The organism is Caballeronia sp. GAWG1-1, assembly GCF_023631465.1.
Taxonomy (GTDB): Bacteria; Pseudomonadota; Gammaproteobacteria; order Burkholderiales; family Burkholderiaceae; genus Caballeronia.
In genome coordinates, this window is the sequence record NZ_JALQDB010000029.1 from 300,309 (window position 1) to 323,692 (window position 23,384).

Sequence of the window (23,384 nt, forward strand, 5' to 3'; positions counted from 1 at the left end):
GCCGGCATGACGCGCTCCTATCCGCTTAAAGCCATGCCAACCTTATCTTTGCCTGATCCAAGCGCGGGCACCGAGTTTGCTCTAGACAACCTGCCCAGAGGCAACTAAAAGCGACCCGAAGGCACCCCCAAGGCGCAACAGACGCCCCAAAGGTTTCGCCCCGTCCCCACAGGAGAAACGATATGACCGCCGCGCAAGCACAGCATCCGCAAGACGCACTTGCCATTCTCGAAGCCGACCATCGCGCTGTCGAGCAGCTATTCGACGCCTTCGAACGCGCCGAAAAAGACGATCTCGAACGCAAGACCACACTGGTTCAGCGCGCGTGCGAGTTGTTGTCGATCCATTCGATCGTCGAGGAAGAGTTGCTTTATCCCGCCGCCCGCACCGCACTCGGCACGGACGAGAAAATCGATGTCGACGAAGCCTACGTCGAACACTTTCTGGTCAAGACGCTGATCGAAAAGTTTTCGCAGATCAAGGCCGGCGACGAAGGTTTCGACGCGACCTTCAAGGTACTGTCGGAGAACGTCAAGCATCACGTGGAAGAAGAAGAAACCGAGCTGTTTCCGGAAATCCGCAAGACGAAGAGTGTCGATCTCATCGCGCTCGGCAAGAAGATCGAAGCGCGTAAGGAAGCCTTGCAGAACCGCATCACCGAAGTCGCGACCGCGCATTGAATTGCGCAGCAATTCCCGGAGTGCGTGAGCGCGGTTCAGGACGCACACTGTGCGGCAATCACGCCAATCCGGAGAACTGCAGATGAAGGTGCTTGAGAGAGACATCGGCGCGCGCGTCGATGCACTCGACTGGACGGATATCGAGAATCAACTCGATTCCCAAGGCTCGGCCATTGCGCCGGGCCTTTTTTCGCGTGAAGAGTGCGCGACGCTCGCCGCGCTGTACGACGACGACGCAATCTTTCGCAGCCGTATCGTAATGGAACGTTATTCGTTCGGGCGCGGCGAATACAAATACTTCGCGTATCCGTTGCCCGAGACGCTGCAAACGGTGCGCAGCACGGTGTATCCGCATCTCGCGCCCATTGCGAATAAATGGCACGAGGTAATGGGGATCGAAACGCGCTTTCCACCGGTGCATGAAGAGTTCATCGAGCGTTGTCATCACGCCGGACAGACGCGGCCGACGCCGCTTCTCCTGCGCTACGTTCCCGGCGACTACAACTGTCTGCATCAGGATCTATACGGCGAACACGTTTTTCCGATCCAGATGGCAGTTCTGCTTTCTGCGCCTAAACAAGACTTCACCGGCGGCGAATTCGTGATGACGGAACAGCGTCCGCGCATGCAATCGCGCGCCGAAGTCGTACCGCTCGCGCAAGGCGACGCGGCGTTCTTCGCTGTACACCAGCGGCCGGTGCAGGGATCGCGCGGGCCGTATCGCGTGAACATGCGGCATGGCGTGAGCCGCCTACGCTCCGGGCGGCGCCACATGCTAGGCGTGATCTTCCACGACGCAAGCTAGATCGCGGAAGACGCGCTTATTCGTTCTCGTCGAAGTAATGTCCGAAGCGCGCCTGCTTCGTCTTGATGTAGCGTTCGTTTTCCTCGCGCATGGGGATGGCGAGCGCGACGCGTTCCTTCACGGGGATGTCGTGCCTGAGCAGCGTGTCGAACTTCGACGGATTGTTGCTCATCAGGCGCACCGATTTGACGTCCATCGAGCGCAGGATGGCGGCGGCGGAATCGTACTCGCGGGCGTCGTCGGGCAGGCCGAGATGCAGGTTGGCATCGACCGTATCGAGACCCTGCTCCTGCAACGCGTAAGCGCGGATCTTGTTGGCGAGCCCGATGCCGCGTCCCTCGTGTCCGCGCAAGTACAGCAGAATTCCGCGATTCTCGGCGGCGATATAGCGCAGCGCGAGATCGAGCTGCTCGCCGCAATCGCACCGGTACGAGCCGAAGACGTCGCCCGTCACGCATTCGGAATGCAGGCGCGTAAGCACGGATTCGCCGTTGCTCACGTCGCCCATGACGAAAGCGATGTGCTCGACATCCGTTTCCTTCACGCGATACACATACGACGCGAACGTGCCGTAGCGTGTCGGAATGGTGGCCGTGGCGGCCAGTTCGACGTCGTCGCATTCGGGGCATTCGCCAAAGCCGGGGCGAGGTTTCAACTGGTCAAACGCGGGAGATGCGGTTTTCATAGGGCAATCTGCAAGTCTTGATGCGGGCGTTCGCGCTGTCGGAGTCGAGCGCGGGAGCCCGGCACGTCATGTTAAAGCGCATCGTGAAAGTTTGCAGATTGTCGCATGGCTCGCGTATTCGGCCGTTAGCGTGGATTGTCGAAGTCTCCCGGGCTTTCATCTGTCGCGCGCCACTCGGGTTTGCGCAGCGGGCTGGCTTCGTGCAGCGCGTGGCGAACGCCCTCCGCGTCGAGGTCCGCCGTGTAGACGGGCGTGGCGGGTTGCTGACGCCAGGAATCGTCGATGTCACCGGCATCGACGGGATCGAAGCCGATTTCATCGACCAGTTGCATGACGACTTTCTTCGCCTTGTGGTCGTCGCCCGCCACGGGCAGCGCAATGCGACCCGCCGTTCCCGCCGGCTTGCCGTGGTTGCGCAGATGCGCCGCGTAGATATTGTTGAACGCCTTGATGACCGGCCGACCGATCTTCTCTTCCACCCAGCGGCTTTCCGGCAGACCGTTTTCGATTCCGTCGATTCGACCGTCGCGCTGCCGCGGATAGTAATTGCCGGTATCGATCACGATGAGACTCGCCGGTGCTCCCGCGAACAAATCCTTCGGAAGAAGCGGCACCTTCGACTCTGGAATGGTCACGACGACGAGATCCGCGCCCTGCACGGCCTCGCGCGCCTCGACGGCTTGCGCGCCAGTTGCGCGTTCGACTTCGCCGAGCGTGTCCGGCCCGCGCGAATTGGCGATGCGCACCTCGTGGCCGCGTTCGCCGAAGCGCAACGCCAGAACTTGCCCGATATTTCCCGCTCCAACGATGCCGATTTTCATGGTGCCTCCTGGGTTCGTGATCGATCTCGGCGGCATCGCAAACCCCGCACCCGATGCGACGAATCGACGTGATAGTCCAGATCAATTACAATGATAAAATCAATCCACTTCCAAGGTTTGATAGTTTTAGTTCATACTTCGTTCACTTCTTCAACACACACTTAAAGGGAACCGATCAATGCCGATCATCAACACCCAAGTCAAGCCGTTCAAAGCAACCGCCTATCACAAGGGTGATTTCGTCACCGTTACCGAAGAAAGCCTGAAGGGCAAGTGGTCCGTGTTCGTGTTCTACCCGGCCGACTTCACCTTCGTGTGCCCGACGGAACTCGGCGATCTGGCTGACCGCTACGAAGAATTCAAGAAGCTGGGCGTTGAAATCTACAGCGTTTCGACCGACACGCACTTCACGCACAAGGCATGGCACGACACGTCGGACACGATCCAAAAGATCAAGTATCCGATGATCGCCGATCCGACGCTCGCCATCTCGCGCAACTTCGACGTGCTGATCGAAGAAGAAGGCCTGGCGCTGCGTGGCACGTTCGTGGTCAACCCGGAAGGCGAGATCAAGCTGTGCGAAGTGCACGACAACGGCATCGGCCGTGACGCCGGCGAACTGCTGCGCAAGGTGCAAGCCGCGCAATACGTCGCATCGCATCCGGGCGAAGTTTGCCCCGCCAAGTGGACGCCGGGCGCTGAAACGCTGAGCCCGTCGCTCGACCTCATCGGCAAGATCTGAGTCTCGGGTTCTCCAGAGACTGACGAGGCGTGCGGCAGGCCCGCTGCGCGCCTTGCACCCCCAGTTTGTACCCACGCATTCCGTTTCGGCGCCGCTTTATGGCGGCGCTTGGACGGAGTGCGTCCAAAGATTCCAAAAACTCTCGTCAGGGAACGACACACGCCATGCTGGACGCCAATCTCAAGACTCAGTTGAAAGCCTATCTGGAAAAAGTCACGCGGCCCATCGAGCTCGTCGCCTTTCTCGACGACAGCGACAAATCGCGTGAGCTGAAAGGCCTGCTCGACGAAATCGCTACGCTGTCCCCGCGGATCAGCGTCGTCGAGAAAGAGGACGTTGCGGCACGCCGTCCGTCGTTCACCATCGGCGAGCCGGGCAAGGCGGCGGGCATTCACTTCGCCGGCATCCCGATGGGTCACGAATTCACGTCGCTCGTGCTGGCGCTGCTGCAAACCGGCGGCCATCCGATCAAACTCGACGACGAAACCATCGAGCAGATTCGCGCGCTCGACGGCGATTACCGGTTCGAAACGTATTTTTCGCTGTCGTGCCAGAACTGCCCGGAAGTCGTGCAGGCGCTGAATGTAATGGCGATCATCAATCCGCGTATCAAGCACGTGGCGATCGACGGCGCGCTGTTCCAGAAGGAAGTCGAAGACCGCCAGATCATGGCCGTGCCGACGATGTTCCTGAACGGCGACAGCTTCGGCCAGGGCCGCAGCAGCGTGAAGGAAATTCTCGCCAAGCTGGATACGGGCTCAGCCGCGCGCGCCGCGAAGCAACTGGAAGCGAAGCCGGTATTCGACGTGCTGATCGTCGGCGGCGGTCCTGCAGGCGCGGCAGCGGCGATCTACGCGGCGCGCAAGGGCATTGCGACCGGCGTGGTCGCCGAGCGCTTCGGCGGCCAGGTGCTGGACACGATGGCTATCGAAAACTTCATCTCCGTACAGGAAACGGAAGGACCGAAGTTCGCGACGGCGCTCGAACAGCACGTCAAGAGCTACGAAGTCGACGTGATGGACGTGCAGCGCGCCGACAAGCTGATCCCGGGCCGCATCAACGAAGTGCATCTGGCAAGCGGCGCGGTGCTGAAGGCAAAGACCATCATTCTGGCGACGGGCGCGCGCTGGCGCGAAATCAACGTGCCGGGCGAGCGTGAATATCGCGGACGCGGCGTGGCCTACTGCCCGCACTGCGACGGCCCGCTCTTCAAGGGCAAGCGCGTGGCGGTCATCGGCGGCGGCAATTCCGGCGTCGAAGCGGCCATCGACCTCGCGGGTGTCGTTGCGGCGGTGACGCTGATCGAATTCGGCAACGAGTTGCGCGCCGATGCCGTGTTGCAAAAGAAGCTGCGCAGCCTGTCGAACGTGACCATCGTCACGAGCGCGCAGACCACGGAAATCACCGGCGACGGCAAGAAGGTCGACGGCCTGAACTACACGGACCGGGCGACGGGCGTCTCGCACCGCGTGGAACTCGAAGGCGTGTTCGTGCAGATCGGTCTCGTGCCTAACACCGAATGGCTGAAGGGCACGATCGAGCTGTCGAAGCATGGCGAGATCATCGTCGATGCGAAGGGCGCGACGTCGATCCCCGGCGTATTCGCTGCCGGCGACGTGACGACGGTACCGTTCAAGCAGATCGTGATCGCGGTCGGCGAAGGCGCAAAGGCATCGCTTGGCGCGTTCGATCATCTGATTCGCGCGTCGGTCGAGGAAGAAGAAACGGTGGCCGCGTAAAAGCTTGCCTTGCGGCGAAGGAGAAAGGCGAACGAGCGCTGCTCGTTCGCCTTTTTTTGTATTGCGCGTGTGTTGGAATTGGCGCTTGAAGCACGCGTCAATTCGGCTCGCTTTTCCAGCGCGCTGCCGAAATAGACGGCTGTGGCAATGAGTGGGCGAAGTTGGCGATGACGCTGATGAGCAAAAACCCGCTCACGCCGAAAACACCGCCCCACCCTCAGCTTGCCGACTTCGCTTTCGGCTCGAGCACCAGCGGAAAGATCACTTCGAACACGCTTCCATGTCCTTTCACCGACTGGAAACGCAACTCGCCCTCGAGCGCACGCGACAGTTCCTTCACGATGGCAAGCCCAAGCCCCGTTCCGGGAATATCGTCCTCGGCCGCGCGCTCGAATTCCTCGAACACGCGCTCCTGATCCGCCGTACCGATGCCCGAACCTGTGTCCGTCACGCGCAAGCGCCAGCGGTCGTCCGCCACGGCGTCGATCGTCAACACGATTTCGCCCGCCGACGTGTACTTGATCGCGTTCGAGAGCAAGTTGATCGCAACCTGCTTCACCTTTAGCCGGTTCGATGTCACCGTGCCGAGCGTCGGTTCCAGATGCCCGACGAGCTTCAGGCCCTTTGCTTCGGTGCCGACGCGGTTCAACTGCATTAGTTCGTCGAAGAGACCGACGAGGTCGAACGCTTCGACTGTCAACAGCGAATCGTCGCCGAGGACCTTCGAATATTCGACCATTTCATCGACTAGACTCGCCATGTCGGACACTTGCCGGTTGGCGAGCCCAAGCGCCGTCTCGCGTTTCGCGGGCGAGCGGCCGAGCAGTTGCAGCGCCGTCGAGAATACGTTGAGGAAATTGCGCAGATCGTGCGCGACGCGGCGCGTCACCTGCATGCGCGTTTCGTAAAGTTCGCTGATCAGCTTCTGACGCAGCGTGAGCTCGTAATTCGCGCGCTCCAGCATGCCGGTGTATTCGTCGATCTTGCGATCGCGCTCGCCCACCGCTTCACGAATCGAGGCCAGCGTGACGAAGCTCACCACTTCATCGGTCATGAGCCGCGCGTGTTCTTCGTCCGTGCGCGAGAGATCCGTGCGCGCGGCGGCGTAATCGCCAATCGCCTGAAGCAAAATCTGGCGGAACAGGTCGAGCTCGCGCACCAGTTCGTCGATGCGATACCCTTGCTGCCAACGCCATTGCCCGTGCTGCCGCGCGTTTTGTTCGATGACGCCTTCCTGATCGCGCAAATTACGCGATTCCAGCACGACGCAGATTTCCTCGAAGACTTCCGGCAAGTGGTCCGCCAGTTGCCGGTACGTGAGCTGGTCCGAGTGTTCGACTTCCTGATCCCCGAACACGAGCTTCATCCATTTTTCAGTCAGCGCGGTCCGCTGCTCGCGCAACGAAGCCACGAGACCGTCCAAGCCGTTGGCTGCCGTTTCGGCCATCTGCGATTCCTCGATTGCAACGCCCAGTTGCCGCTCGTGCGGCGCGTGGTGCTCGTATGGAAGTGCTGGTAAGGAAGTGCTGGGGTGAAACCGCCGTGGAGCGCGAAGCTCGAAGGCCGCGATGCCACGCCAGTATAGGCCCAGCTTCAGGCAAAAAGTTCGAGTACCCGACTATCGTAAACGGGCAAAATTGCTAACGCATTCGCTAATTGACAAGGTGGACGGGCGCGACGCACGCCTTAATGCGGGCGACCTTTTTCACGCAGCATCTGCACGAACTGGCGCGCAGCCGGCGACAGCGCGCCTCCCTTTCTCGTCACGATGCCATACGTCTGCGACTTCGATTTCATGCGGATCGGCAAGATGCGCAACATGCCGTAGCGCTCGAAAAGTTTCGCGACGCTCGCCGGCAATATCGCCACCATATCCGCGCTCTGCTGCAAAAGCGTGACCGTCACGAGCGGCGACGCGGTGGAGATGGGGTTCGCCGGCATCGGCAAGCCGGCGAGGTCGAGTTCGCGTTCGAGCAGCGCGCTCATCGGCAGATAACTCGGGTACGTCACCCAGCGATGACCCGCCAGTTCCGCGAGCCCGACTTCGCGTCCCGCCGCGCGCGGATGGTCCTGTCCCACGACAATGGCAAGCGGTTCGTCGGCGAGCGGCTGATAGTGGTACTTTGTCGGCTGGTCCGACACGCTTGCGCGGCCGATCACGAGATCGACATGGCCGTCGTCCAGCATGCCGAGCATGCGCGCGCTGGTGTCCTCGACAATTTCGATGGCAAGGTCCGGATGCTTCGCGTGCATCTCGCCGACGATGGGTGCGACCACGCCCGGCACCGCGCCCATGATCGTGCCGACCGTCAGCCGCCCGCCCGTGCCCGCGCGTATCTGCGCGACTTCCTGGCAGAGCGCGCTCAGATCGGCAGCCAACAGACGCGCATAGCGCACCACGGCGCGGCCGAACGGGTTGGGAATCACCCCGCTCTTGGCGCGCTCGAACAAGGGCGCTTCCAGCATCGATTCGAGTTCGGCGAGCGCCTTGGAAGCGGCGGACTGAGTCATCGCCATGGCGCTCGATGCTTTATGCAGCGATTTATGGTCGTCGAGCGCGATCAGCAAATGCAATTGCTTCATGCGCAGCCGCGACATCAGGACATCCAGGGTGTTTTTCATGCGACAAACGATGCGGAAGAAAAAGGCGGGGTGATTCCATAAAGCGATCACTCGATGGAAAGGATTCACTATACAGCGGCGCCTCTCGCGCCGTATAGTCGGCGCAGCGCGACGCTCGCATCCGCCGCAGTCGCTACGACTCACTCAAGTCAAGGACGAGACACCATGCAACTCACAGGCAATCTGCTCATCGGCCAGCAATCCATTTTCGGCAGCAATGGCTCGATCAAGGCCGTCAACGCGTCGACGGGCGCGGCCATCGAACCGGCATTCGGGGGCGCCACGCTCGCCGATCTCGACCGCGCAGCCGCCCTCGCCTGGGCCGCGTTCGACGTATATCGCGAAACCGCGCCCGAAGCGCGCGCGAAATTCCTCGAAACCATCGCGCAAAATATCCTCGACATCGGCGACGACCTGGTCGAGCGCTGCATCATCGAAAGCGGATTGCCGCGCGGACGGATCGAGGGCGAACGCGGCCGCACGGTCGGTCAACTGCGTATGTTCGCGGAAGTGGTGCGTAACGGCGACTATCTCGGCGTGCGCATCGACCCGGCGCAACCCGAACGCAAGCCGCTGCCGCGCGTGGATCTGCGTCTGCGTCACATCGGCGTCGGCCCGGTCGCCGTGTTCGGCGCGAGCAACTTCCCGCTGGCGTTCTCGGTCGCGGGCGGCGATACGGCTTCCGCGCTCGCCGCCGGCTGCCCGGTGATCGTCAAGGCGCACTCGGCGCATCCGGGCACGGCGGAACTCGTCGGCCGCGCGGTGCAAAAGGCCGTGAAGGACTGCAGCATGCCCGAAGGCACGTTCTCGCTGCTGTTCGACAGCGGTCGTGACATCGGCCAGGGCCTCGTCAAGGACAACCGCATCAAGGCAGCAGGCTTCACTGGCTCGCGCGGAGGCGGCACGGCGCTGATGAAGCTCGCCGCCGAGCGTAAGGAACCCATTCCCGTCTATGCGGAAATGAGCAGCATCAACCCGGTCGTGTTGTTCCCGGCCGCGCTCAAGAACCGTGGCGAAGCCATCGCGAAGGCATTCGTGCAATCGCTCGTGCTCGGCGCGGGCCAGTTCTGCACGAACCCCGGCCTGATCCTCGCCGTCGATAGTCCTGACCTGGACAAGTTCATCGCGGCGGCATCGGCGGCGCTGACGGAGACGGCTGCGCAGACCATGCTCACGCCGGGCATTCACAAGGCGTACGAAGGCGCGATCGACAAGGCTTCGAGCCAGGCGGACGTGAAGACGCTCGCGCGCGGCGTCGAAGCGAAGAGCGACAATCAAGGCCAGTCGGCGCTGTTCTCGACCACGGCTGCGAACTTCCTCAAGAACCACGCGCTGCAGGAAGAGATTTTCGGCGCGTCGTCGCTGGTGGTGCGCTGCCCGGATCAGAAGACGATGCTGGAACTGATCGAATCGCTCGAAGGCCAGTTGACGTCGGCGCTGCATATCGACGAAGCCGATTACGCCGAAGCGCGCGATTTCCTCCCGGCGCTCGAACGCCGCACGGGCCGCATTCTGGTGAACGGTTTTGGCACGGGCGTCGAAGTGGGCCACGCGATGGTTCACGGCGGCCCGTATCCGTCCACGGCGGATGGCCGTTCGACCTCGGTCGGCAGCCTCGCGATCAACCGCTTCCTGCGTCCGGTGAGCTATCAGGACCTGCCGGATGCGCTTCTGCCCGACGCGCTGAAGACCGAGAATCCGCTGGGTCTGAATCGCCGTATCGACGGCAAGTTGCAACTGGCTGAATAAGCCGGTCGCATAAGCTGCACATCGAGGCCGCGGCGCTGAACTTCCGGGTTCGCGTCGCGGCCTTCCGCTTATCGCGAATTGCTTCGGATGGCTAAATTTTCCGCACTTTCGCTCACGCACGGCGCAAACGTTCGCGCCGGCGCGCGAGGCAGTTCGTATCCGCCATGCAACGTGCGAACGGGTTTCATTTCGGGCTCTAACCGCTTTTGCATCAGTGGGTTATCGCGCGGTCGTTCGCCCTTGTCGGTTATTGGCTAAGGATTGGCGTCACGAAACCGCCGCCGCGCGCCCAGAATGTCAAAAACATTGTGAGAGAGCGATGCGTGGCGCTTGGCCGCGAAGCCCTGAAACGGCGACGCGGGCGCACCAGTCCCGGCCGCGTTTTCGTATCGACACGAGGGCCAGCGCCATCAAAAGGCGCGGTTACGAGGCGCGCTGGGAGCACGGAGTTTCGCGTGCCGCCGGCGCGATGATGTAGTCGCTTAAATTCAGGCGGCCCGAGGTAGGTGCGAAACGCGATTGACGTCCGAACTCGCTTCAACGATATTCGGACTTTCGTTTTTCGGACGCACGCAGTCGATGTTCATTCGACATTCATTCGCGCCCGACAAACGATACGAAGGATTGTTGCCGCAGGACTTCGCGCGCGCGATTGCGGGCGGTCCGAAGCCAGTATAGGCACTCAAGCGGCCACGTTATCGCACATGTCCTTCGAGGGCTTAAAAGCATGACCACGCGTCTGACGTTTCCTGCATCCATGTTCTCCGTCGTCTGCCAGCGTTGCGGCAGCACGATGCGCAAAAACGCCGACAGTTGTCCAAACTGCGGCGCGGATCGTAACGCCGCGTCCGCTCAACCGCGCCAGGCCGCCGCATCGCAAGAACGGCCGCGCGTCAATATGTTCGAGCAGACGCTTTCCAAACCGCTTCCGTCGATGTCGACCTCGGCAACGGCTTCCGCCGCCGCATCGGCTGGCGCCGGCGCCTCCGCTTCCGGCGCGCTGCCGGAGGAACCCGCAACGGAACGCGGCTGGCCCGCGGGTTGGGACCCGAAACGCGCGAGCGAACGTATCGCGCAAAAGGCGGCGGAGCATCGGGCGAAGCGCCTGGAGGAATCCGCGCGCAGCGCTTATGCGAACACCGGCCGCGATCCCGACGCGCTGCCCGGCTCCGAATCCTGGTCGAAGCGCAAGACGGTCATCGCGGGCGTTTGTTCGGTCGTGCTCGCGCTCGGCGCGGCCGCTTATCTGCAATACGGCGATTCGAACGATGACGACGCCTCGCCGTCCGCCGATCACAGTGTCTCCGGCGCGATCGATTCCAGATTCAGTTCGCTCGTGCCGGGTACCGCGCCGAACCTGAACCCCAATGTGGCGACAGGCGCGGGCAGTGCCTCGGCCGATGCCCGCGCGTCCGTTTCCGGCGATACGCTGCGCAGCGTGCGCCTTGCGCTGGATCAGCACGACCTGACGCTGGCGCGCGCGCGCCTCAAGACCGTTCCCGCCTCATTGCAGACGCGCCCCGACTACGATTCGATGAAAGAAGAACTCGCGAAGCGCGAGTTGCAACGCGACGCCGCGCTGCAACTGGCGCGGGCCTGCGAGCGGACTTCGGCATGGTCGTGTGTGCAGCAGAACGCGGGCGAAGCGCTCGCTATCGATGGCGGCAACGGCGAGTCGCAAGCGATGCTAGAACGCGTCATCTCGCACGCGGGCTGGATGGTCGCGACGCCTGCGGGCGCGAAGAAGCCGCTGCCATCGGCGGTGACGGCTGCTGCCCCGGCGCCCGCCGCGCCTGCCAGCGTGGTTGCCGCCAACGTCGGCAAGCCTGCGACCACTGCGAACTTGGAAGTTGCGACACCGCCGGTCAAGACCGTGACCATCGCGCCGAAGACCGTGGTTGAGCGGCACGCCGCGCAGCGCGGAACGGCAGCGGCGGCACGGCGGGATGCCATCGACGAAGCGCGGGATGCATCGACTGATTCGCGCGCGGAGAAGATCGCGCGGGCTCAGGCGGCTACGAATGCCATTACCGCGGCGACGGTTGGGCCTGCTGCTACGGCTAATGTTGCCCCGGCCAATGCGCCTGCGACTTCGGCCGTTGAATTGCCTGCCGCGAAGATGTTCGCACCGTCCGCTGCGACGGCGACGGTGGCACCCGCGACTTCCGGCAATGCCTTGCCTGCCGCAAGGACAACGGCAGCGACGACAGCGCCTGCCGTGCCTTCTTCCACGACGCCCGCGCCTTCCGCTGTTGCAGGCACGGCCGCTCCTTCGGTTGCTGTGCTGACGCCCGCGCCCGTGACGACCACGGCGACGCGCACGACGCCAGCCACCGCTGCGCCGCCTCCGGGGACGAGTCGCACCGCGCCCGCCGCCATGGCAGCCAACACGCGGCCCGCACCTCAAACCGGCGCGACGCGCAATACCGCGTCGACCGGCCTGTACGATGCCTCTTCCGCCAATCACGCCAACGCAAGCGATGAGATGTACGTCGCGCCGCAGAATCGCGGAGCGACCGCGACGGGCGGCGGCGCATCGAATAACGGCATGTACGATGCGACGTCCAATCGCGGCGGCACGTCCAACGGGATGTATGTTGCGCCGTCGGCGTCGGGTGCCGCACCGCATGCATCGACGTCATCGACGGCGACTGGCGCGACGCCTGTCGCCGTGCGCAATACCACGCCGCAAGCTCAACTCGCCGCCGCGCCCGCGATCAGCCCGCCCGCAGCAAGCCCGCGCGCTGCCGCGTCGTTTGGCGCATCGAACGTATCGGCGCATATGGACGCGGACAAGACCGAAGAACTGGAACGCGCCATCAAGCAATACGGTTGGACGAGCGGCGGCGGGGCTTCGAAGTCGGCGCCGTGAAGATGGGAAGGTAGAGGCATGGGAGAGCGCATTGAATGAAGATTCGGCGCTCTGCGGGTGAAAGGCAACCACGCAAGCAAGGCGTCTTGCGAAATTGAAGCGGCTCCGAAGAGAGCGCTTCAGAAATAGAAAAGTCTCGGTAACGACGCGAATCTGAAGAAGCCCGACTCGGGAAACGAAGCATCTTTAAAGGACTGCGGTCTCGAATATCAAATCGCTTCCACAGCGGCGATGTCTCGGGAGACGAGACTCGACGGAAGAGACGACGCACATCGGCGGGTGTGCGAGCAAGAAACAAGCATCCAAAGAACGAAGCAAATCAGGAAAAAAGCATTAACGGAGACAAAGCTTTTTTGGCACAGCAACCTGCCCGGAAAGAACCCGGCATCTCGCGAACGGAAAGAGTCGCCAGAACAAACTGCATCGGCTAAAACTAGCCCGCGCGCAGAAACGCATAACCGATTTCGCACGATGCGACGCTCTCGCATCGCGCGTGTTCCACAGCACCCGTCCAACTCAAGAATCGAGGGTCAATCATGTTCTCCACGAAAATCATGCGGAACGCCGCGCGAGGTGCGCTCGCCCTCCTTGCCGTAATCGGTCTCGCAAGCGTCACGGGGACGAGTTTCGCCGCCGACGCCGTGCCCTACAAAATCACTACCGGGCCGGATCGCGGCACGTATATTCAGATCGGTCAGGACCTGTCCAAGTACGTGGCCGACCCCGCCGGCATGGAACTGGAAGTGCTTTCTTCCAAAGGATCGGCGGAAAACGTGCAGCGCATGCGCTATGAACCCGGCGTGAAATTCGCACTCGTTCAGTCGGACGTGTATCAGGCTTACGTCGATATGGCCGCGTCCGGTAACGCCGATGCCGGCAATATCATCAAGCCGCTGCGCCTCATCATGCCGCTTTACGACGAAGAGATTTACTTCGTCGTGCGTTCGGATTCGCCGCTCAAGTACATCCAGGAAATCAAGGACAAGAACATTAGCGTCGGGCTGCTCGGAAGCGGCACGGCGCAGTCGTCGGCAACGCTGTATCGGCTGATGTTCGGTGAACCTATCGCCGACCAGAACGCGCAGCACTATAGCAACGAGGACGCGCTCGCGAAGCTGATCGTGCGCAAGATCGACGTCGCGGTGATCGTCGCGGGACAGCCTGCCAAGCTCTTTCAGGACATGAACCCGGAACTGCTGCAGCAGATCAAGCTGTTGCGTCTGGACCCGGCCGCGCCTGAAACCGCGCGCGCCAAGCAAACGTATTTCCCGGCGACGATCCGCACATCGAGCTATCCGAACTGGATTCAGGAGGACACGCCAACGCTCACCGTCAAGGCGTTCCTCGTGACGTATGACTATGGTCTGCGCGGCACCGTCGGCGCGATGTCGAAATTCGCCGATTCGCTCTGCACGAACTTCGATACGCTGCAGGCGAGCGGGCATCCGAAGTGGAAACAGGTGCATCTCGAACTGCCGCCGCTGACGAAGGGCTGGAAATACTATCCGCCGGTTGAAAAGCATTTGCGGTCGTGCATCGCCAAGCGTGCGGCGCTCGCGCAGCAATCGCAAGGCGGCGCGCAGACGGTATCGGCGCGTTCAACGGATGGCGCCGCGCCAAAAATGAAGAAGGCAAGTTGCACCGCGCAGGAGAAGGTGTTGTTGCTGTGCGATCAATGACGTGAACGCACGCGCTGTTGTCTGCATGACGACAGCGCGTCGCGCGATACGCAAACAAGCGCCTACGCCCCCATCGCCGCCATAACCCCCGCCAGCCGCTTTAACCCACGCTCGATAGCCGGGACGCTCGTCCCGCCATATCCAAGCAACACGCCTTGCAGAAGCGGCTTGCCCGCATAAAACGGCGCGATGCCGTACAACCCCACTTGCGCCTCGCGCGCCGCCGCGACCACGCGCGCTTCCTGCCACGGCTCTAAAAGCCGCGCGACCAGATGGATGCCGGCCGTCGATGGCATCGGCTCGAACCAGTGCGCAAGAGCGCCAGTCAGATGCGCGATCAACGCGGCACGGCGTTGCGCATACGCCTTGTGCATGCGGCGCAAATGTTTCGCATATTCGCCATCCAGCATGAAGGCGCCGAGCGCTGTCTGCGTGAGCATGCAGCCGTGCAGATCGCAAACTTGCCGCGCGTTCCAGAGCGGCTCGGAAAGCGTCGCGGGCGGCACCACGTAGCCAATCCTTAAATCCGGAAAAAGCGTCTTCGAGAACGTGCCGACATACGCGACCAACCCTGCATGATCCAGGCTCTTCAGCGACTCGACCGGCCGCCCTTCGAAGCGAAACTCGCCGTCGTAGTCATCCTCGACGATCACCGCGCCGCGTTCGGCCGCCCATTCGAGCAGTTCGATCCGGCGCGCGAGACTCATCGGCATGCCGAGCGGAAACTGATGCGACGGCGTCACGTAGACGAGCCGAGTATTGCGCGGCAACTTGTCCACGACGATCCCGTGCTCATCGACGGGAACGTGCGCAATGCGCGCGTGCAGCGCCGAGAAGATGGCGCGCGCAGGCGGATAACCCGGCTCTTCCATCGCGACGACATCGCCCGGCTGGACCACCACGCGCGCGAGCAGATCGAGCGCCTGCTGGGCGCCTTGCGTCACGAGAACGTCCTGCCAGTTGCACACCACCGCGCGGCTGAACGCCAGATAGCGCGCGATGCCGAGCCGTAGCTCCTGCTCGCCGGCCGGATCGCGATACGACGCCACGCCGCCGCCCGTGCGCGCCTGCGTGCGCAGCGCCTGGTTGACGCAGCGGCGCCAGGCATCGAAGGGGAAAAGCGTCTTGTCGGTCACGCCGCCCTTGAAATCGCAGTCGAGCGTGATGTCGGCGGGCGGCATGGGCATCGACATGCGTTCGGGCATCTTGCGCCAGATGCCGGTGGCGCGGGCGCGCGCCGAGGTCGGCTCGGCGCGGGCGGCGGGCAGACGCGTGAGGCCATCGGCGACGAAGGTGCCATCGCCGGCGCGAGGGCGAAGAAAACCTTCGGCGATCAGGCGATCGAATACATCGAGCGTCGTCTTGCGAGACACGCCGAGCTGCGCGGCGAGATCGCGCGTGGACGGCAGGCGCGCATGAGCGGCAAGCCGCCCTTCGATGATGCCCGCGCGCAACTGGCCGTAGATCTGGCCCGTGAGGTCGTGACGGCCGTGCAGGGTGATGTGGATGTCCAAGGTGAAGCACCGATTGAGCGTGGCTACCTAGAATGAATGGATTTCGATGCTTTCACAAGACCAGCGCCGCGTTCGCCTCACCCTTCCGCCCCAAACACGGCCGCACACAACGTCACCCCTTCGGCGCTCAACCACGCACTTCCCGCGCCCTCTTCCGTGATCGTCATCTCGATCAGCCCCGCATCCGCGAGCCCGGTAAGCTGCCGCCGCAACGCGCTCATCGGCAAATCGGACTGCTTCGCCAACTTCGCAAGCGACCACGGTTTCTCCGGGCTCTCCCGACGCGCGCGCCAGAGCTGCGCCAGAACGGCGACGAGTATGGGATCGATGTCATCGCTCATCTATGTCTCCTTCTCTATGTCGTCTCGTGCCGCGCGCCGATCGATTTCGCCGACGAGTTCGCCCAAACGCTGCAACGCCGCCTCGCTCTGCGCGGTCCACGGATAGCTGTAGTTCAGGCGAATGAAGTGGCTGAAGGCATTGCGCGTCGAGAACATATAGCCCGGCCCGACCGTGATACCGCATTCGAGCGCCGCGCGATAAAGCTGCATCGAATCGACGCGCTCCGGCAATTCGACCCAAAGCACATAACCGCCCTGTGGCGCGGACGTGCGCGTGCCCGCCGGAAAGAAGCGCTCGACCATCGCACGCATGATGCGCGCCTGTTGCTGATAGAGCTTGCGCACGCCGCGCAGATGCCGGTCGTAACCGTCCTGACGAAGATAATCGGCGACGGCGACTTGCGGCACCGAAGGCGTGGTCAGCGTGTTGAGGAACTTGAGCTTCTCGACTTGCGCGCGAAAACGTCCCGGCATCGCCCAGCCGATTCGATACGACGCCGTGAGACTCTTCGAAAACGACGCGCAGTGAAGCACGAGCCCCTTGGTATCGAAACTTTTGAGTGTCGTAGGCCGCGCATCGCCGAAATAGAGCTCGTGATACACGTCGTTTTCGATCACCGGTATCTCGTGCTCGCTCAGCAATTCGACGAGTTGCCGCTTGCGCGCATCCGGCATCAGAAAGCCGAGCGGGTTCTGGAAATTCGGCATCACCATGCAAGCAGCAATCTTTCTTTTGCCGATGATCTGCGCCAGCGCCTCGATGTCGATGCCATCGACGGCATGCGTCGGCACCTCGATTGCGCGCATGCCGAGCCGCTCGATGGCGTGCAGCATCGCGTAATACGTTGGCGACTCGACGGCCACGGTATCGCCCGGCTTCGCGACCGCCTGCAAACTCAGATTGATCGCTTCCGTTGCGCCGACCGTAATCACGATTTCGGCCGGGTCCACGCTCACGCCGTTCTCCGCGTAGCGCCGCGCGATCTGGCGGATGAGCTCGGGGTTGCCGGGCGGCAGATCGTCGATGAGATTCCAGCTCGTGTGCCGCCGCGCGATGGCGTTTGCGTACTGGTTGATGCGCCGCCAGGGGAACGGCTCGGGATCGGGATACGGCGAGCCGAACGGCACGGCGTCGTGCGCGCGGATGCTGCGCAGCGTGGCGAGCACGAGCCGGCTCACGTCCACTTCGGAAGCCACCGCCACGGGACGCGCGCGGCGCTTCGTCTCGTCACGCGGCGTTTCGGCCTTGGGTCTGGCGCGCACGAAATAGCCGGATTGCGGACGCGTTTCCAGCACGCCGCGGCCTTCGAGCAACGCATAGGCATGCAGCACGGTCTTGATGCTCACGCCGTGCTGCTGGCTCGCCTGCCGCACCGACGCAATGCGCTCGCCCGGCGCGAACACGCCACGGCGCACGGCGGCTTCGATCTCATCGGCGAGCTTTTCGTAGAGGGTCACGGCGGCGGTCGTGTCGAAACAAGGAGGGCGTTCAGTCTACCAACTGTATCCCTTCTATTTCACGTTTTCTGTGCGCCGCGCGCCATTTGGTAAACAGTAGGATCGACGTATCGAATCGTCCTGTGCGTCGACACGCCACACCATGAAGAAGCCCGAAGCTCGCATCGAACCGTACACGCACCCCGCCGCAGGCTGGGGCGCGCTCAAACAGGTGGCTATCAATCTCGTCAAGGAGAAGGTCGCGGGCGGCAATTACCGGACGCTCTTCAAGCAGAATCAGCCGGATGGCTTCGACTGCCCCGGGTGCGCGTGGCCGGACCGGGCGCATGCATCGACATTTGAATTCTGCGAAAACGGCGTCAAGGCGGTTGCCGCCGAAGCCACGGCGAAGCGCGTCACGCCCGTGTTCTTCGAGGAGCACACGGTGACTTCGCTGATGGCGCAGTCGGACTACGAACTCGAACAGCATGGCCGCCTAACCGACCCGCTTGTCTACGACGCCAAGCGCGACCGTTATGTGCCGATAGAATGGGACGCGGCGTTCGAGTTGATCGCATCGCACATCAACAAGCTGGACCATCCGGACAAGGCCGCGTTCTATACGTCCGGACGCGCAAGCAACGAAGCCGCTTTCCTTTACCAGCTCTTCGTGCGGATGGTCGGCACGAACAATTTCCCCGACTGCTCGAACATGTGCCACGAGGCAACGAGCCGTGGCCTGCCGCATACCGTGGGCGTCGGCAAGGGCACGGTGACGCTCGACGACTTCGAACACGCCGACACGCTGCTGCTCTTCGGTCAGAATCCGGCGACCAATCATCCGCGCATGCTCGGCGAGTTGCGCGACTGCGCGAAACGCGGCGCGACCATCGTGTCGATCAATCCGCTGAAAGAACGCGGCCTCGAACGGTTCGCGAGCCCGCAGCACACACTCGACATGCTTTCGCCCAAGGGCGTGAAGATCAGCTCCGTATTCATCCGCCCGAAAGTGGGTGGCGACTTCGCGCTCATCAAGGGCGTGGCGAAACGCGTGATCGAACTCGACGATGCCGCGCTCGCCAATGGCCAGGCCCGCGTGCTCGATGTCGATTTCATCGCGCAACACACGGTTGGCTTCGACAGCTTCGCCGCCGACTTGCGCGCCGAGAACTGGGAGATGATCGTCGCGGAATCGGGCGTGGCCATCGACGAAATCTTGAAGCTCGCCGATATCTACGCGCAAGGCCGCGCCGTCATCTCGACATGGGGCATGGGCCTCACGCAGCACAAGAATTCAGTGCCGATCGTGCAGTTGCTGTCCAACCTGATGATGATGCGCGGCAATATCGGCCGGCGCGGCGCGGGGCTTTGCCCGGTGCGCGGCCATTCGAACGTGCAGGGAGATCGCACGGTGGGTATCGAGGAAAAGCCGACGCAGGCGTTTCTCGACAAGCTCGGCGCGGCATACGACTTCGAGCCGCCGCGCGAGCACGGTTACGACGTGGTCGAATCCATTCACGCGATGCTCGAAGGCCGCGTGAAGGTGTTCATCGGGCTGGGCGGCAATTTTTCGATCGCCACGCCCGACACGCCGCGCACCTGGGAAGCAATGCGTTCGTGCGACCTCACCGTGCATATCACGACCAAGCTGAATCGCAGCCATCTCGTGCATGGCCGCGACGCGCTCATTCTGCCGACGCTCGGCCGTACCGAGATCGACATGCAGAACGGCGTGGCGCAAGGCGTGAGCGTGGAAGACTCGATGAGCATGGTCCACATCTCGTATGGCATGAACAAGCCCGCTTCGCCGAATCTGCTTTCCGAGGTGGCGATCGTCGCGCGCATGGCGCATGCGACGCTCGGTTCGGGCAAGGTGGACTGGCTTGCGCACGCGAACGACTACGCGCTGATTCGCGACGGCATAGAAAAAGTGGTCGAGGGCTTCGAGCGCTATAACGAGCGGTTGAAGCAACCCGGCGGCTTTCATCTGGGCGTGGCTTCACGCGAGCGCGTCTGGAAGACGCCGAGCGGCAAGGCGCAGTTCATCGTGCACGCCATTGCCGTCGATACGCCGATTCACCGCGCCCGCGCCCTGCATGGCGCGCGCCTGATGACGCTCATGACCACGCGCTCGCACGATCAGTACAACACGACGATCTACGGACTCGACGACCGCTATCGTGGCGTGTACGGACAGCGGCGTGTGCTCTTTGCGAACCGCGAGGATATCGACATGCTCGGCTTCGAACCGGGCGACCTCGTGGATATCACGAGTGTCTGGGATGACGATGTCGTGCGCCAGGTGGACGGCTTCACCCTCGTTGCGTACGACATTCCTCGTGGATGCCTGGGCGCATACTATCCTGAGACCAACCCGCTAGTGCCGTTGTCGTCCACTGCTGATGGTGCCGGGACGCCGACTTCGAAGTCCATTCCCGTGTTGCTGAGTTCCGCGAACGAAATCCGCCAGAGCGCTGCTGCTTGAGATCGAAGTTGATGCCGCACCGGGCCACCGCGTTGTGACGCGCGCGGGCGCGTGCGTTCAGGCGGCGCTCCAGTGCATCGGGACCCGTGCACCAGCGGTGAATGACGGCGCCGAGCGCGCCCAGAATGCCGACGCCCGCCATCCAGCCGAGCGCGATGCTTTGCAGCGTGGCCGACACGTAAGCGCCGCCCAGCATGGCCGCCGCGAACACCACCACGACCATTTTGTACGGCGGACTGTCCTGATTCTCGGTCCGTTGGCGGGTTGCGGCGCCCCATTCGGTCTGGTAGCCGCTGACAGAATATCCTTGCGTAGTTTGTTTCATTTTTATCTCCAAACCGTCCTCAAGTTTGCGTTTTCGCAAACTTACGCAGATGGAGACGCAAGCGATATACGACTTTTCCTAACTATCAGCCGGATGGCAGAGGTTGACTTTTAGCGACGATGACGGACCGTTACTTGGCGCCGGCAAACTCCTGCACCTCGGCATCGGTTTCGCCGGCGAGCGGCACGACGCCTGACGGTCCCATCGCCAAGGGCTGCAACAGCAACGCGACGAGCCCGCTCCAGCCGGTCTGATGCGATGCGCCCACGCCGCGTCCGTTGTCGCCGTGAAAGTATTCGTGGAACAACACGAGATCGCGCGAACGCGGGTCCGCCTGGAGTTGCGGATACGCCGCCATCACCGGACGTTCGCCGTTCTTGTCGAGCAAGAAGAGCGTGGTCAGACGGCGCGCGAGTTCGTCGGCGATCTGTTTCAGCGAAAACTTTTGTCCCGAGCCGGTCGGATACTCCACGCGAAAATCATCGCCGTAATAGCGATGAAATTCGTGCAGCGACGCGATGAGCAGATAGTTCACCGGCATCCAGATCGGCCCGCGCCAGTTCGAGTTGCCGCCAAACACGCGCGAGTTCGACTCGGCCGGCAGATACTGCACCGAGAAGCTGTCACCGTTGTGATAGAACACGAACGGATTGTCGCGATGCACCCGCGACAGCGCGCGCACGCCGTGGTCGGAAAGAAACTCGCTTTCGTCGAGCATGCGTCTGAGCAGCGCCTTCATGCGATGCCCGCGCAACAGCGACAGCAGCACGCTATTGCCCTGCCCCGCGATATTCCAGCGCGACACGAGCCGCGCGAGATCCGGCCGATGTTCGAGGAACCAGTGCAGCCGGTCGCGCAGTCCCGGCAGCGCCTTGTGCACGTTCGGTTCGAGCACGTGCACGGCGAACATGGGAATGAGCCCGACGATGGACCGTACGCGCATCGGTACATTCGAGCCGTCCGGCAGACGCAGCTTGTCGTAGAAGAACTCGTCCTCGCCGTCCCACAAACCCGTGTCGCAGTCGTCCTCGCAGCTCACGGCTTCCGCGATATACAAGAAGTGCTCGAAGAACTTCACCGCGATATCCACGAACACCTTGTTCGCGTAGGCCAGTTCGAGCGCGATACGCATGAGGTCGAGCGCGTACGCGGCCATCCATGCGGTGCCATCGGCCTGATCGATATGACCGCCTGTCGGCAGCGGCGACGAGCGATCGAAGATGCCGACGTTATCCAGCCCGAGAAAGCCGCCCTGGAAGATGTTGCGGTCGTCGGCGTCCTTGCGGTTGACCCACCACGAGAAGTTGAGCAGCAGCTTGTGGAACACGAGTTCCAGGAAGTCGCGGTCGCCCTTGCCGGTGATCGCGCGGTCGATCTCGTAGACGCGCCACGTCGCCCACGCGTGCACGGGCGGATTGGCGTCGCCGAAAGCCCATTCGTAGGCGGGCAACTGGCCATTCGGATGCTGATAACGGTCCTTCACGAGCAACAGCATCTGGCGTTTGGCGAACTCCGGATCGATCAATGCGAAGGCGGCCGCATGGAACGCGAGATCCCACGACGCGTACCACGGATATTCCCACTTGTCCGGCATCGACACGATGTCCGCGTTGCACAGATGCCGCCACTCCGCATTGCGCCCGCGACGGCGCGATTGCGGCGGCGTAGGCTGCAGTGGATCGCCGTCGAGCCAGCGCGTAACGTCGAATTGGTAATACTGCTTCGACCACAGCATGCCGGCGAGCGCCTGACGTTGCACGAGCCGCTGATCGGCGTCGGTGATGTCGTGCTGCAACGCGCCGTAGAATTCGTCGGCTTCCGCGATACGGCGCGCGAAGAGCGCGTCGGCATCGAGCGGCACGGTGTCGGGCGCGGATTCGGGACGCCAGCGCATGAACACTGTCGCCGTCCCGAATGGCGCGATCTCGAGATGCGCGCGAGCCGTCGCGCGCGTGCCGGTGTCGCGGCGAATCGCGTGTTCGTCCTTTTGGACGATGTAGTCGTTCACGCCATCCTTGAACGGACCCGGGCCCTCCATGTTGAAAAGACGCTTGACGTTGGTCTCGTTCTCGCAGAAGAGCCATTCGACATCGGGCGTATCCGGCGACCATGCCGTGAGTACCATCTGTTCGTGTGCGCCGTGTTCCGCCGCGACATAGGTCACGCCGTTCACCGTCTGAAGTTTCAGCGAGGGTTTATCGGACACCTTCTTCCACGACCACGTATTGCGCGCCCACATTTGCGGCATGACGTCGATGGTAGCGGCGCATTCCGCGCGATTCTCCACTTTCACGCGCATGACGATGTCGTCCGCCGTGTGCTTCGCGTATTCCACCTGCACGTCGAAGTAGCGGCCATCGTCGAACACGCCGGTATCGAGCACTTCGTATTCGGGCTTGTCCGCGCCGCGCCGCGCGTTTTCCTCGATGAGATCGGAATAAGGAAACGCCGCATGCGGATACTTGTAGAGCATGCGCATGTACGAGTGCGTCGGCGTGCCGTCGATGTAAAAGTACAACTCCTTCACATCCTCGCCATGATTGCCCTGCTCGTTGGTGAGCCCGAAAAGCCGTTCCTTGATGATCGGATCGGCGCCGTTCCACAAGGCGAGCGAGACGCACCAGTTGAGCTTGTCGTCGCCGAATCCGGCGATGCCGTCCTCGCCCCAGCGATACGCCCGGCTGCGCGCGTGATCGTGCGGAAAGTAATCCCACGCGGTGCCGTTATCGCTGTAATCCTCGCGCACCGTGCCCCATTGCCGTTCGCTCAGATACGGTCCCCAGCGTTGCCAGCGCGGGCAATCGCTCGAATGCAGACGCGAGCCTTCGACGGTGTCGATCTGATTGACGGCGCGCGATTTCGGCATGGATATTTCTCCTGATGAGCGG

16 protein-coding genes are annotated in these 23,384 nt (G+C 62.6%); 8 read left to right on the forward strand and 8 right to left on the reverse strand.

Annotated elements, in window-relative coordinates:
- Positions 1-182: 182 nt before the first annotated feature.
- Both NCT03_RS19430 and NCT03_RS19435 read left to right on the forward strand, forming a co-directional pair.
- A complete protein-coding gene (locus NCT03_RS19430) occupies positions 183-680 on the forward strand; it encodes a hemerythrin domain-containing protein (protein WP_250493533.1) in 498 nt (165 codons plus the stop codon).
- An 82-nt stretch (positions 681-762) separates the two neighbouring features.
- The gene (locus NCT03_RS19435) at positions 763-1,485 is read left to right on the forward strand and encodes a 2OG-Fe(II) oxygenase (RefSeq protein ID WP_250493534.1); all 723 of its coding nucleotides are present in this window, start codon (positions 763-765) and stop codon (positions 1,483-1,485) included.
- 16 nt (positions 1,486-1,501) lie between these two features.
- Here the strand turns inward: NCT03_RS19435 and ribA are convergent, their stop codons facing one another.
- Entirely contained in the window at positions 1,502-2,170 is a 669-nt protein-coding gene (ribA, locus tag NCT03_RS19440; protein ID WP_244829427.1) for a GTP cyclohydrolase II, read from the reverse strand.
- Positions 2,171-2,295: 125 nt separating this feature from the next.
- Positions 2,296-2,991, reverse strand: coding sequence for an NADPH-dependent F420 reductase (locus NCT03_RS19445; protein WP_250467318.1), 696 nt, complete (start codon positions 2,989-2,991; stop codon positions 2,296-2,298).
- A gap of 178 nt (positions 2,992-3,169) precedes the next feature.
- Between NCT03_RS19445 and ahpC the strand changes: the two genes are divergently transcribed.
- Entirely contained in the window at positions 3,170-3,733 is a 564-nt protein-coding gene (gene ahpC / locus NCT03_RS19450; protein WP_244829425.1) for an alkyl hydroperoxide reductase subunit C, read from the forward strand.
- Positions 3,734-3,897: 164 nt separating this feature from the next.
- Positions 3,898-5,472: an alkyl hydroperoxide reductase subunit F gene (gene ahpF, locus NCT03_RS19455; protein ID WP_250493535.1), complete on the forward strand. Its 1,575-nt coding sequence runs from the start codon at positions 3,898-3,900 to the stop codon at positions 5,470-5,472.
- Between the two features lie 217 nt (positions 5,473-5,689).
- Here ahpF and NCT03_RS19460 read toward each other — a convergent pair whose 3' ends face one another.
- Together NCT03_RS19460 and NCT03_RS19465 are read right to left on the reverse strand one after the other, a co-directional pair.
- Positions 5,690-6,919: a sensor histidine kinase gene (locus NCT03_RS19460; protein WP_250493536.1), complete on the reverse strand. Its 1,230-nt coding sequence runs from the start codon at positions 6,917-6,919 to the stop codon at positions 5,690-5,692.
- A 239-nt stretch (positions 6,920-7,158) separates the two neighbouring features.
- Positions 7,159-8,094, reverse strand: a complete 936-nt coding sequence (locus NCT03_RS19465; protein WP_250493537.1) for a LysR family transcriptional regulator — start codon at positions 8,092-8,094, stop codon at positions 7,159-7,161.
- A 165-nt stretch (positions 8,095-8,259) separates the two neighbouring features.
- Between NCT03_RS19465 and NCT03_RS19470 the strand changes: the two genes are divergently transcribed.
- The 3 genes from NCT03_RS19470 (at position 8,260) to NCT03_RS19480 (ending at position 14,394) form a co-directional block, all read left to right on the forward strand.
- Positions 8,260-9,843: an aldehyde dehydrogenase (NADP(+)) gene (locus NCT03_RS19470; protein ID WP_250493538.1), complete on the forward strand. Its 1,584-nt coding sequence runs from the start codon at positions 8,260-8,262 to the stop codon at positions 9,841-9,843.
- A 727-nt stretch (positions 9,844-10,570) separates the two neighbouring features.
- A complete protein-coding gene (locus tag NCT03_RS19475; RefSeq protein ID WP_250493539.1) occupies positions 10,571-12,715 on the forward strand; it encodes a zinc ribbon domain-containing protein in 2,145 nt (714 codons plus the stop codon).
- Between the two features lie 536 nt (positions 12,716-13,251).
- Positions 13,252-14,394: a TAXI family TRAP transporter solute-binding subunit gene (locus NCT03_RS19480; RefSeq protein WP_250467323.1), complete on the forward strand. Its 1,143-nt coding sequence runs from the start codon at positions 13,252-13,254 to the stop codon at positions 14,392-14,394.
- A 62-nt stretch (positions 14,395-14,456) separates the two neighbouring features.
- On the opposite strand, the gene pdxR is transcribed toward NCT03_RS19480, so the two are convergent.
- The 3 genes from pdxR to NCT03_RS19495 all read right to left on the reverse strand — a co-directional run bounded on the left by pdxR (position 14,457) and on the right by NCT03_RS19495 (position 17,707).
- Positions 14,457-15,908, reverse strand: coding sequence for a MocR-like pyridoxine biosynthesis transcription factor PdxR (gene pdxR / locus NCT03_RS19485; RefSeq protein WP_250493540.1), 1,452 nt, complete (start codon positions 15,906-15,908; stop codon positions 14,457-14,459).
- Positions 15,909-15,985: 77 nt separating this feature from the next.
- Entirely contained in the window at positions 15,986-16,249 is a 264-nt protein-coding gene (locus NCT03_RS19490; protein WP_244829417.1) for a helix-turn-helix domain-containing protein, read from the reverse strand.
- The gene (locus NCT03_RS19495) at positions 16,250-17,707 is read right to left on the reverse strand and encodes an aminotransferase-like domain-containing protein (protein WP_244829416.1); all 1,458 of its coding nucleotides are present in this window, start codon (positions 17,705-17,707) and stop codon (positions 16,250-16,252) included. It lies immediately after the preceding gene.
- 142 nt (positions 17,708-17,849) lie between these two features.
- On the opposite strand from NCT03_RS19495, the gene NCT03_RS19500 reads away from it, so the two are divergent.
- Positions 17,850-20,171, forward strand: coding sequence for an FdhF/YdeP family oxidoreductase (locus tag NCT03_RS19500; protein WP_250493541.1), 2,322 nt, complete (start codon positions 17,850-17,852; stop codon positions 20,169-20,171).
- A gap of 455 nt (positions 20,172-20,626) precedes the next feature.
- Here NCT03_RS19500 and NCT03_RS19505 read toward each other — a convergent pair whose 3' ends face one another.
- Positions 20,627-23,362, reverse strand: a complete 2,736-nt coding sequence (locus NCT03_RS19505; RefSeq protein ID WP_250493542.1) for an MGH1-like glycoside hydrolase domain-containing protein — start codon at positions 23,360-23,362, stop codon at positions 20,627-20,629.
- Positions 23,363-23,384 lie beyond the last annotated feature (22 nt).

Excerpts from the sequence above, each read along its gene's own strand:
- NCT03_RS19430 (WP_250493533.1), top strand. The coding sequence starts at position 183 with ATGACCGCCGCGCAAGCACAGCATCCGCAAGACGCACTTGCCATTCTC.
- NCT03_RS19435 (WP_250493534.1), top strand. The coding sequence starts at position 763 with ATGAAGGTGCTTGAGAGAGACATCGGCGCGCGCGTCGATGCACTCGAC.
- ribA (WP_244829427.1), bottom strand. The coding sequence starts at position 2,170 with ATGAAAACCGCATCTCCCGCGTTTGACCAGTTGAAACCTCGCCCCGGC.
- NCT03_RS19445 (WP_250467318.1), bottom strand. The coding sequence starts at position 2,991 with ATGAAAATCGGCATCGTTGGAGCGGGAAATATCGGGCAAGTTCTGGCG.
- ahpC (WP_244829425.1), top strand. The coding sequence starts at position 3,170 with ATGCCGATCATCAACACCCAAGTCAAGCCGTTCAAAGCAACCGCCTAT.
- ahpF (WP_250493535.1), top strand. The coding sequence starts at position 3,898 with ATGCTGGACGCCAATCTCAAGACTCAGTTGAAAGCCTATCTGGAAAAA.
- NCT03_RS19460 (WP_250493536.1), bottom strand. The coding sequence starts at position 6,919 with ATGGCCGAAACGGCAGCCAACGGCTTGGACGGTCTCGTGGCTTCGTTG.
- NCT03_RS19465 (WP_250493537.1), bottom strand. The coding sequence starts at position 8,094 with ATGAAAAACACCCTGGATGTCCTGATGTCGCGGCTGCGCATGAAGCAA.
- NCT03_RS19470 (WP_250493538.1), top strand. The coding sequence starts at position 8,260 with ATGCAACTCACAGGCAATCTGCTCATCGGCCAGCAATCCATTTTCGGC.
- NCT03_RS19475 (WP_250493539.1), top strand. The coding sequence starts at position 10,571 with ATGACCACGCGTCTGACGTTTCCTGCATCCATGTTCTCCGTCGTCTGC.
- NCT03_RS19480 (WP_250467323.1), top strand. The coding sequence starts at position 13,252 with ATGTTCTCCACGAAAATCATGCGGAACGCCGCGCGAGGTGCGCTCGCC.
- NCT03_RS19490 (WP_244829417.1), bottom strand. The coding sequence starts at position 16,249 with ATGAGCGATGACATCGATCCCATACTCGTCGCCGTTCTGGCGCAGCTC.
- NCT03_RS19500 (WP_250493541.1), top strand. The coding sequence starts at position 17,850 with ATGAAGAAGCCCGAAGCTCGCATCGAACCGTACACGCACCCCGCCGCA.
- NCT03_RS19505 (WP_250493542.1), bottom strand. The coding sequence starts at position 23,362 with ATGCCGAAATCGCGCGCCGTCAATCAGATCGACACCGTCGAAGGCTCG.